We start from the raw sequence: 11,398 nt of genomic DNA on the forward strand, positions 1-11,398 counted from the left end.
ACTTTAAACTTCACGATAATGAAAATTAAGGCGAATAACGCAAACAGTCCTATTTGGAAGGACGTCTACTCACATTCCAAGCTTCCACAACAGTTGGAACCACTTAATGAGATCGCTACGAATCTTTGGTGGGTATGGAATCATGAAGGCGCTAAACTATTTGGCAAGATCGACAAACAACTTTGGAAATCCACAGAAGGTAACCCTGTACAGCTATTGCAAAGCCTTTCACACAAACGTATGGAAGAGATCTTAGCAGATAAGGAGTTAATGGCTGAAATCCAAAAGGTATACGCTGATTTCAAAGCTTATATCAATGTAAAACCCGACAAGACACAACCGTCTGTAGCCTACTTCAGCATGGAGTACGGTTTGACCAATGTATTAAAGATTTACTCAGGTGGTCTGGGAGTATTAGCCGGTGACTACTTGAAAGAGGCCAGCGATAGTAATATCGATTTATGTGCCGTAGGTTTCTTGTATCGTTACGGATATTTCACACAGACTTTGTCTATGGACGGTCAGCAGATCGCCAATTACGAGCCGCAAAATTTCAACGCCCTGCCGTTGACTCAGGTATTGCAGTCGAACGGAGAGCCGATGGTATTGGAAGTTCCTTATCCGGGCAGAACCGTTTACGTTCATATCTGGAAAGTTAGCGTAGGTCGTATACCTTTGTACTTAATGGATACGGATATTCCTCAGAACAGCGAATGGGATCGTTCCATCACGCACCAATTATATGGTGGCGACTGGGAGAACCGTATGAAACAAGAGTATTTGTTGGGTATCGGTGGTATCATGATGCTGAACAAGTTAGGTATCAAGAAACAAATTTATCACTGCAACGAGGGACACGCCGCTTTGATCAACGCTCAGCGTTTGGTAGACTATATCCAGAACGACGGCCTTTCATTCAACCAAGCGTTGGAGGTAGTTCGTGCTTCCGCCCTCTATACGGTACACACTCCGGTTCCGGCAGGTCACGATTACTTTGACGAGGGTTTGTTCGGACGTTACATGGGTGAGTTCCCCGGCAAGTTAGGTATTAGCTGGCAAGATTTCATCGACATGGGACGTGAGAACCCAGGTTCTAACGAGAAATTCTCCATGAGCGTATTCGCCTTGAACACTTGCCAAGAGGCTAACGGCGTAAGCTGGTTGCACGGTAAGGTTTCTCAGCGCATGTTCGCCCCGGTTTGGAAAGGTTACTTCCCGGATGAACTGCACGTTGGTTATGTAACGAACGGTGTACATATGCCGACTTGGGCCGCTACCGAGGTGAAGAAATTCTATGCGGATAAATTAGGCACGAAGCTTTTCGAGGATCAATCAAATCGCAAATGTTGGGAAGGAATCCAGAATGTATCCGACGAGGAAATCTGGAATCTCCGTATGACCTTGAAGAATAAATTGATTGATTACATCCGTGTTCAATATAAAGATAGCTGGTTGAAGAACCAAGGTGATCCTTCCAAGGTGGTTTCTATCCTAGAGAAGATCAACCCGAATGCCTTGCTGATCGGTTTCGGTCGTCGTTTCGCTACTTACAAGCGTGCGCACTTGTTGTTCACGGACTTAGACCGTTTGGCTAAGATCGTTAACAATGAGAAATTCCCGATTCAGTTCGTATTCACCGGTAAGGCTCACCCAGCTGATGGTGGTGGTCAAGGTTTGATCAAACACATCGTAGAGATCTCTCGCCGTCCGGAGTTCTTAGGAAAGATCATCTTCTTGGAGAACTACGATATGCGTTTGGCCCGTCGTTTGATTTCTGGTGTAGACGTATGGTTGAACACGCCGACTCGTCCGTTAGAGGCTTCCGGTACTTCCGGTGAGAAAGCCGAGATGAACGGTGTATTGAACTTCTCCGTTCTTGACGGTTGGTGGTATGAGGGTTACGTAGAAGGCGCAGGTTGGGCATTGACCGACAAGCGTACTTATGAGAACCAGCAATACCAAGACCAATTGGATGCGGCTACGATCTACCATTGCTTGGAAACTGAGATCATCCCGACTTACTACGCTAAGAACAGCAAGGGTTACTCTCCGGACTGGATCCAATATATCAAGAACTCTATCGCCAAGATCGCTCCGGATTATACGATGAAACGTATGTTGGACGATTATGAGGATCGTTTCTATCACAAATTGGCTACTCGTTCCGCTCATATTTCCGCTAACAACTACGAGATCGCTAAGCAATTAGCTGCTTGGAAAGAGGAAGTTGCGCAACATTGGGATAGCTTCCAAGTGGAATCTTTCACTTGCGACCAAGATTTGACGGTGAATGGCCCGGTTGTAGGAAAAGAATACAACTTCAATTTGGTAATCGACCGTCATGAACTACAAGGTATGTTAGGTGCTGAAATGGTTGTCATGAAGGAAGATCCGGAGAAACACACGCTGTCACCAATCAATACCGCTCAGTTCGAGTTGATGAAGGAAGAAGGCTCCAAGTTATTCTTCAAGTTAACGACCACTCCTTCCGAGGCTGGTAACCATAAGATAGGCTTCCGTGTATATCCTGTAAACAAGGAGTTGCCTCACCGTATGGACTTCGCTTATGTACGCTGGATTCAGTTATAATCGGCAACAAGTAAAACAAATAATCAAGAAAGAGGATGCGTCATGCACCCTCTTTTTTTATGCCATACCCAGCTATGCTTTACAGCGACTAAAACCTATGGTTACGAGCCGTAATGCATAGGGTTTCATATAGTCCGTTGAATACCCATGAATTAAAAAAAGGAAGCCACACGACAGGCAGCTTCCTTTTTCAATAGGATACGAATATTTTCAAGCTTAGAAAGCGTAGTCCAAACTTAATCCGAACACCTTGTTGGTGCGGCTATACACATTCTGCCCAGGAAGTCCCGTGCCGCAGTAGTTGTCCATCTTCTTGGTATAATCGTGGTAAGTTGTCCACATATATCCCACGTTCAAAGCCATTTTTTCGCTCAACATCACTTTAGCACCAAAGCCCAGCGAATAAGAATCGCAGGAGAAACTAACATCACTTTGGAAATTATCAGACAAACCATAATCTGTAATTTGAGCGCCACCGCTAATGGTCAATCTCTTGACAACATCCCACTCTATACCAAACAGATACTCATTCGTACCTCTTTCCAGTTCCTTCTGCTTTCCACCGGCCATTCCCGCCTTCTTGTCATCGAAGAAGTGATACTCAACAGAAGCCTTCAACATGGGCAAAAACCGATAAGAAGCTGCCACCGAAAGCATGGAAGGAATATCGTTCGGCGTATTTACACCATGCTTATAAGGGCCAACCAAATCTTCCGCACTGTCGGGATAATCCAACTTCTTGGTATTGTTTTCGATGTTCAAGTTCGTCTTAAACTCATATTTAGCTCCGAAATTGAATTTACCATATTTGACATCAACACCCAAAACCGGTGTCAACCCCCAACCTGTCTGATCGCAATCCAAAGCCAGGTTCATTAAATCCGCTCCACCAAAATTCTGTTTTAATTTTGCATCCAGATACCCGTCATAGTTTCCTGAGAAATAGTTCATCCGGCCTCCGGCAAAAGCAGAAAGCCAATCCGTGATCTTGTATGATAGGCCAAGTTGTAGGGAATAAATATACTGTTTTCCGTCCATCGCACTGTTAATAGTATACATATCCGGCGTGACGATGGGACTTTGACCGCCAGTCTTTATATATTTCGCTACACTTTCCTTGAAGATACCGGCCATAGCAGCCGATTCGAACATTGGCAGGCCATCGTCAAACGAAGCCTTACCACCTCCACCCGTAATGGCAAAGAAACCGGAGATCGTCCAATCACCTTTTTTGTAAGCCGCAAAAACACTCGGAATCACAGGAGCGGCTGCCTTTCCTTTGTAATACTTTTTATAGGGAACGTCGCTCACTGTCGGCACCTTATTCACTGGGTCGAAACCATTGTATGTACTGAAAGAGACATCGATATCCCGGGTCTGGAAAGCACTTTGGATACTCACACCAACGCGGAAACCGTCTGTCGGCAAAAAAGAAAGACCCGCCGGGTTTGACAAAGCGCCGTCTATATCAATTGCAGCACCTCGCGAAAGTGACCTTAAAAAGGCTGCATGCTGATTCGTATTCGTCAAATATCCTCCAGCGAAAGAAACCAAAGGCATCATCATCAATGCCGCACCTAATACTACTTTTTTCTTCATGTTTTACTTTTCTTGATTACAAAACGGTCGCAAAGATAAATACTTTTTTCAAACACTGCACACTTTTAATAAAAATGTGCCGCACAAAACAGCAAATACTGTGCAAACACATAAGACTAATTAACAATAGAAGAGCCGCAAAGGTAGTAACGTGAAATCAGGTATTAGTTATAATCAAAAAGAATCATCCTAATCAGAAAAGGATATATACAGCAAGTACTAAAGAAGATATACTTACTTTACCCAAAAAGATATACTACAAGTGCCAAGTAAGTATAACTTCTATTTTTCCGAAATAAATCGTATATTTGTCTCTATAACTTAATTCTTTAAACCGTATAGATAAAATGAAAAGACTAGCATTACTCGCAGCTCTCTTACTGCCGCTATCCATGGTTTTCGCCCAACAGAACGTAGGATTCAAGACCGATAAGGTAGAACCTCTCGTGATCAACCCAGACAATAGCGTTACTTTCTATGTAGAAGCCCCAAAGGCGAAGTCCGTCTCCGTAAAAGGAGACTGGGAAGCCAACGAGGGCAATGGCCAGATGACGAAAGGGAAAAACGGTACATGGAGCTATACGACTCCCCCACTGCCATCCGAAATGTACACCTATCGTTTAAACATAGATGGTATTTACAACATCGCCCCAAACAACCCATTCTCTTGCCGTGACGTAGGCACCTTGTTCAGCCTGTTCTATATCAACGGGGGAAATGGGGATTATTATCAAGTACGTGACGTGCCCCATGGCGATGTAACGACCACGTGGTATCACTCGGATATCCTCGGGAGCGAACGTAGGCTTAGCGTTTATACACCTCCTTTTTACGATAAGAACATCCAGTCTTATCCCGTTCTGTACCTGTTACATGGCAGTGGCGGCGACGAGAACGCTTGGCTGGAGCTTGGCCGTACCGCCCGTATCATGGATAACTTGATTGCCGAAGGCAAGATACAGCCAATGCTTGTCGTTATGCCAAACGGCAATCCCAGTAAACAGGCCGCTCCCGGCGAAACGCCCGATAACCTGAATTACAAGCCGGCCATGAGCAACAGCTTCCCCGGTTATAAGGATGGCTCGTACGAGAAGAGTTTCACCGAGATCATTCATTTCATCGATAACCGTTACCGTACGATCCCGGATAAGCGACACCGAGCCATAGCCGGACTTTCGATGGGTGGTTTCCATACATTATATATATCATTGAATTATCCGGACTATTTTAACTATATAGGACTTTTCTCCGCTGGGCTCAGCGCAAATGGTGTAGACCCCAATAGCCCGATGTACACGAACCTCGACGAGAAGTTAGGAAACCTCAAGAGATCCGGTTATCAATTGTTCTGGATCGGTATAGGAAAGGACGATTTCCTGTACGACGCAAACCAGCAATTCCGCCAGCGAATGGATAGCCTAGGTATGAAATACCAGTACGTAGAATCCACCCGAGGGCATATCTGGGCCAATTGGCGGGCTTATCTCCTCCAATTCGCTCCTATGCTTTTCAAATAAAAGACATGAGCAGATGAATCTTAATATACCGCAATACGACTTCTATAAACACAAATACGGCGATGAGCTACTTATCGACGTCGTTCCCTTGAACACGATCAAGAAGTATCTCAAGGAACAACCCGTACATATATTGACGTATTACGATATAACATTGATCACTAGTGGGGAGGGAGAATTTCTTATCGATCATCAAGCGAACCGGGTAAAGCCTCAAGATATCATCTTTACCCGGCCCGGCGAAATACGTAAATGGGACGATAAAACGATACAAGACGGCTTCGCTCTTATCTTTGAGGAAGAGTTCCTGCTCTCTTTTTTCAATGATCCGGCATTTCTCCGGAACCTCTCTTATTTCCATACGGAAAGACGGTCTTCCAAGCTCAGTCTCGACAAGAAAGCCTATGGCCGCATCTCCGAGTTGATCTCGGAGATCGATAAAGAGATCAAGGACTATCAGTCGAAAGACAAACACTTGCTCCGGGCCTTGTTGTACGAGACATTAATGTTGCTCAACAGGCTATACGCTAGCTCGAACGCTTTACCTCCAGACACAAACGCCCGATCTAAAAGCATCTATGTAGACCGATTTATCGAGTTAGTAAACCATTCCTTCAAGCAAGATCATTCCATCCGGAGCTATGCCGATCGGCTTTGCATCACCCCGAACTATCTGAATGAGATCGTGAAAAACGCTACGGGTATCAGCGCAAAACAATATATCTTAAATAAAATACTGATCGAGAGTAAACGGCTATTGACTTATACAGACTTGCCTATATCCGCCATAACGGAAGCTCTAGGTTACGAGGATCCATCCTATTTCATCCGTCTATTTCGTTCCCAAACAAACATGACCCCGCTAAACTATCGCAGGAATACAAAACCGTAAAAAGTACTATTTCCTCCTTTATACGTATTATACGAACTCCATTCGGTATGTCTAATTTTGCCTCTATCAATAAATAAAGCATCATGAGACAATACAAATCATGGATAGCGGCTCTCATATTAGGAAGCACGTTATCCACTAACGCACAACAAAAGAATATGGAGAACAAAACATTAAACGAGAACATCCCGGAGATGATCATCTCCCTTGAAAAAGAGGCCCTAGCCTCGACCGACCCGATGGCATTCGTAGAGCTTTCAGACACCGACGTGATTTACTTCGATCCTTCCCTAGAGACGAAAATAGAGGGATTGGAACAACTGCGCACTTATTATAAAGGTATGCAACTTCCTCCGGCGGATCATTTCGACATGATCCGCCCGATCGTACAAGTCACGCAAAACATAGCGGTTCTCACGTTCAACCTTGATTGCTACTTATCCGACAAGGTAATAAAATGGAACTGCACCGAGGTTTACAGACGCAACCCCGACAACCAATGGAAGATCATACAAACCCACTGGTCTTACGTGAAACCGATAGATTAAGGTTAAAACATTTGCCGCTTTCTGAACCAAAACGGTTCGCAAAATGTATTATATAGACTATTCACTAAACACAAATTATATGATACGGAATTTACTGAAAGCGGCAAATGCGCTTACATTTAGCACGATGTTCCTGTTACTCCTCGCCGGATGCAACAAGAACACGATTATTTTTGAGGATGGAACAACCCCAAACGGCTCTTCGGGAAACGAGGACCCGGGAAACAGTACGTTGGTGACTTTCAACGCCTCCGTGGAGGGCCGGAACCTATTACGTTCCATGTCTCCCATGAATAAAGGGATACAAAGCAGGGTTTATGTCTTCGACAGCAACGCCGGAACCAAGGGAAGCCCCGAGGCGTCAGGTCTTTACATAACCTCATCTCCCGGGGTGTTAACAGGAAGTGACGGATATAAAATGTTTCTCTCCAATGGCACTTATAATTTCTACGCCGTATCCGACAATTTCTCCACGATTCCCCCGACATTCACGAGTGGCGTATCCGAACCCCTCTTCAACGGTATCGATTATCTTTGGTGGAGCGCCATACAACAGGATGTAAATAGCTCCCAAATCAATATACCGATTGTTTATGGGCATGTGGCTACCCAAGTCGTAGTAGAATTAACCGGCGGTGAAGGCATCACGATCAACCAACTGGTCTCCGCCATGATCACTCCTCCTGTGGTTGGGGCTACCATGGATCTGGGCACAGGTGTCATCACTCCTGCTACCGCCTTCGGAAAAGCGGATAAGATGGGCATAAACGGATTAACCGCCCAATATATCATGTTGCCGATAAGACATACGGCTCCTATGACTCTCACGCTGGAAATATCCGCCGACAATGAAAACAGTACCCGCACCTATACCACCCAGATCCCTCTTCCGGATGGCGAGTTGAAAGCGGGAAACTCTTATTTATTTAAAGCGGTAATCAACGGTAATTCGGTCACTTTGGCCAGTGTCAACGTAAAAGACTGGACAGATGTGGACGAGACAGGAAAGCCCCTTTATCCGACCCAGAATTAAAGTCCGGTTCCTATTTTCCGTATCAATGAATATTGGTACGGAAAATATGCCTATATTTACCCCGTCACCTCTAAAAACAATACGAATATGATTGAGATTCCCGAATCCGCCACCATTGGCAAACAGGCTAGCGAAACGCTAAAGGGTAAACGGATAGCGCATGTTATCGAGTCGAACAGTCCTCACCGTTTCACGTTCTATAATGGCGATCCGGCGGGATACTCCAATAGGCTGGTAGGACGAACGGTCCTAGGCGCCCAAGGCTATGGCGCATTCGTGGACATCCTTATGGACGCGGATACCCACCTCTTAATCGGAGACGGAACCAATATGCGTTATTATACCTCCGCGGAAAAGGCCCCGAAGAAATATCAGCTTATGATCGTATTCGAGGACGATTCGTTCCTAGCTTTCACGGTTTCGATGTATGGTTCCATCTACGCTTTCAAAGGCGAGTTTGACAATCCCTATTACCAAGGTAGCATCCATAAGCTATGTCCGTTGGACGAGAGATTCGATAAAGCCTATTTTATCAGTCTCATCCGGAATTTCAAGAAAGATATATCCGCGAAGGCGTTACTCGCCACCGAGCAACGTATTCCGGGCCTAGGCAACGGAGTCTGCCAAGATATCTTGTTCAATGCCCGGATCTCCCCGAAACGAAAAATATCGACTTTATCAGAAGAGGATATAGACCGCCTCTTCAACACCGTGAAATCCACACTGGAAGAGATGACTTGCCGAGGAGGCCGGGATACGGAGAAGGATCTATACGGCGCCTTAGGCAATTACCGCACGATCCTATCGAAGAACACCTACCATGACCCTTGCCCCATCTGCGGCGAACGGATACAGAAAGAGGCTTACCTCGGAGGCAGCATTTACTATTGCCCGCATTGCCAGCGAGAAAGATAAGTAATACGCTCAAATTGACAATATGACAATATGTAATCTGAAGCCCCGGAGAATCGTTTTTTCCGGGCAAAGGTACATACTGTTACCAAATACGAGAAAAAATATCAGCAATCAATTGTATTATAGCACTTTGCTTAAATATACACTTTCATTCTAGCGAGATTAATTCATCCTATCTCATATTTATGCAGGAGAAAGGCGCTTTTCATACGGATGCGTCGCCCATTTCTATAGGTTGCGTACCCAATTCCTACCGTATGTATCGCCTAACACATACGGTAGCGTTGCCTAACACTGGCTTTCGCGTTACCTAATCCCATTACTTTCGTCTCCCAACAGAGATATTCATCAAAAAAAACAGGGTAAAATGGATAATTTGACCATAAAGCACTCCCTATTTCTTCTATTCGCAAAAAGGTCCTGTCATCATAATCCCAGATTTTCAATCAAAACGTCAAGGTTATCGCATTTTCGCTTACAATATCATTCTCCACTAATATCGCATAAGCCTAAAATATTGCCTAACCGGAAGTCCCCTTTTTTCTATATTCTTGTGGCGTTACTCCTTTCAATTTTTTAAAAATCCGATTAAAGTGTGGAACATCATTGAATCCTACTGCAAAACAGATTTCCGACACCTGCTTTTGCGAGTGTTTCAGAAGTTCGCAAGCAGTATTTAAGCGGTACTCTGTAACAAATCGCGAGAATGTCATTCCCTTGCATCGCTTGAAATAGGAACAAAACGCAGAACGGTTCATACCAACCTCGGCAGAAATATCATCTAATGAAATAGGATGAATATAATGCCCCATCACATACGTACAAATTTGCTGTATACGCCTCACATCCCGCTCTACATTCATAGGCTTGCCTGCAAAAGTATGGTCGGATGAAGTGAATAGAACCGGTAGCAAGCGGAACATTTCACACAATCGCCCCAATTCGTCCATATCGTTCATACGCAATAATATTTTGCGTATGATACGAGAGCTTTCCAAACCAAGCTTTAATGCGTTAACAGGAAAAGTTAGCCCTGCTAAACGATTGCGTAATTCGGGAAATACCTCCATGCATCTCACGACGAAAGAGTGACTGAAAGCAACCATCAAGTAATGAACGCACCCGTCACTGTCTGCCGATAAAGGGGTATATTCCCAATAATGATGCATGGATGGCGGTATCAATGCCACATCACCAGCCGAAAAAGACTGTAACGTATCGCCTGCCATTCGGGTTCCGTATCCATGTAACACATAATATAACTCCCATGCATCGTGCTGATGCAATTTGGCTTCTACATGAGTTTCTATTCGTTGATCTATAAAAAAGAATGAATGGTTCTCTACTTCGGGCAATTCGTAAGGAGTGATCATCTCTTCCATAAGGTAGTCGTATATAAAATGGTTCGATACAAATATACGACAATTACATAAAACAATACAACAAATATGCGACAATAAAGCAATATAACTTTGCCGCTGAAAACAACAAGTATAACTATTAAATGTATTGTTATGGATTTCTATCAAGTATTAGAGAAAAGAAGAACCATCCGGGACTTTTCCAATAAGGAGGTAACGGACGAAGTGCTGGAAAAAGTATTATCGGCAGCCTTTAAATCTCCGACCAACGACCATCTGCGACAGTTCGAGTTCATTGTCGTGAGAGGGCAGGAAAACATTGCCCGACTTATATCACCTGTAGCGGAAAACACCAAAACCATTCAACAAACCCAACTTAAAGCCGCCGAGAACGTAATGGACAAAGACGGATATGCTATGTTTGTCGATGCGCTTCCCAAGCAACAACGTATGCTAATCCAAAGCAACTGCCTTATCCTACCGTTTTTCAGGCAAAAGGACTATCCCTTATGCAAGCCCGCAGACCAAAGTTCCTTGAACTATTTCGCTTCGGCTTGGGCAGCCGTAGAAAACATATTGTTAGTCGCAACAGCGGAAGGGCTGGCATGCGCTTTCCGTATTCCCATTGGCAATGAACCGGAGTACGTGAAACACCTCGTCAATGCTCCCGCTGAATATGAGTTCACTTGTTTTCTCGCCATCGGTTATGCGGCCGAGGATGCACATATATGTAAGCAGAAAGATATTCGAGTGAAAGAGAGAATTCACAAAAATATATGGTAAGCCCAAATACGAAAGGCCATATCTTGATAAGTGATGAAAAAAGAAAAAGCCCTGTAATCTTTAAATTACAGAGCTTTACTTTATTTTACTTTCTTTGAAAGCGGTCCGGACGGAAGATGAACCTTAATTCTATTCCTCACGTACTCAATATCTTAGCAAGC

General features: G+C 44.4%; 9 protein-coding genes. 7 read left to right on the forward strand and 2 right to left on the reverse strand.

What is annotated here, in order from left to right; translation table 11 throughout:
- The first annotated feature begins 18 nt into the window (after positions 1-18).
- Positions 19-2,589: an alpha-glucan family phosphorylase gene (gene glgP, locus QVP94_RS13800; protein ID WP_022192837.1), complete on the forward strand. Its 2,571-nt coding sequence runs from the start codon at positions 19-21 to the stop codon at positions 2,587-2,589.
- A gap of 216 nt (positions 2,590-2,805) precedes the next feature.
- On the opposite strand, the gene QVP94_RS13805 is transcribed toward glgP, so the two are convergent.
- The gene (locus QVP94_RS13805) at positions 2,806-4,188 is read right to left on the reverse strand and encodes an OmpP1/FadL family transporter (RefSeq protein WP_022192838.1); all 1,383 of its coding nucleotides are present in this window, start codon (positions 4,186-4,188) and stop codon (positions 2,806-2,808) included.
- A gap of 347 nt (positions 4,189-4,535) precedes the next feature.
- Here QVP94_RS13805 and QVP94_RS13810 point away from each other — a divergent pair, with 347 nt between their 5' ends.
- From QVP94_RS13810 to QVP94_RS13830, 5 genes are all read left to right on the forward strand, one after another.
- A complete protein-coding gene (locus QVP94_RS13810) occupies positions 4,536-5,705 on the forward strand; it encodes an esterase (protein WP_011966657.1) in 1,170 nt (389 codons plus the stop codon).
- 13 nt (positions 5,706-5,718) lie between these two features.
- Positions 5,719-6,597, forward strand: a complete 879-nt coding sequence (locus tag QVP94_RS13815; protein WP_008780103.1) for an AraC family transcriptional regulator — start codon at positions 5,719-5,721, stop codon at positions 6,595-6,597.
- Positions 6,598-6,680: 83 nt separating this feature from the next.
- On the forward strand, positions 6,681-7,145 hold the full coding sequence (locus QVP94_RS13820; protein WP_022192839.1) for a YybH family protein: 465 nt from the start codon (positions 6,681-6,683) through the stop codon (positions 7,143-7,145).
- 43 nt (positions 7,146-7,188) lie between these two features.
- Positions 7,189-8,178 carry a fimbrillin family protein gene (locus tag QVP94_RS13825; protein ID WP_009018142.1) on the forward strand — a complete coding sequence of 330 codons (990 nt, stop codon included), beginning with the start codon at positions 7,189-7,191 and terminating at the stop codon, positions 8,176-8,178.
- Positions 8,179-8,265: 87 nt separating this feature from the next.
- Positions 8,266-9,093, forward strand: coding sequence for a DNA-formamidopyrimidine glycosylase family protein (locus tag QVP94_RS13830; protein ID WP_022192840.1), 828 nt, complete (start codon positions 8,266-8,268; stop codon positions 9,091-9,093).
- Between the two features lie 521 nt (positions 9,094-9,614).
- On the opposite strand, the gene QVP94_RS13835 is transcribed toward QVP94_RS13830, so the two are convergent.
- Positions 9,615-10,475 carry an AraC family transcriptional regulator gene (locus QVP94_RS13835; protein WP_022192841.1) on the reverse strand — a complete coding sequence of 287 codons (861 nt, stop codon included), beginning with the start codon at positions 10,473-10,475 and terminating at the stop codon, positions 9,615-9,617.
- A gap of 132 nt (positions 10,476-10,607) precedes the next feature.
- Here QVP94_RS13835 and QVP94_RS13840 point away from each other — a divergent pair, with 132 nt between their 5' ends.
- Positions 10,608-11,237, forward strand: coding sequence for a nitroreductase family protein (locus QVP94_RS13840; RefSeq protein ID WP_022192842.1), 630 nt, complete (start codon positions 10,608-10,610; stop codon positions 11,235-11,237).
- Positions 11,238-11,398: the final 161 nt, after the last annotated feature.

This window comes from Parabacteroides sp. CAG:2, from assembly GCF_000436315.1.
In the GTDB taxonomy this organism is placed as follows: Bacteria; Bacteroidota; Bacteroidia; order Bacteroidales; family Tannerellaceae; genus Parabacteroides; species Parabacteroides distasonis.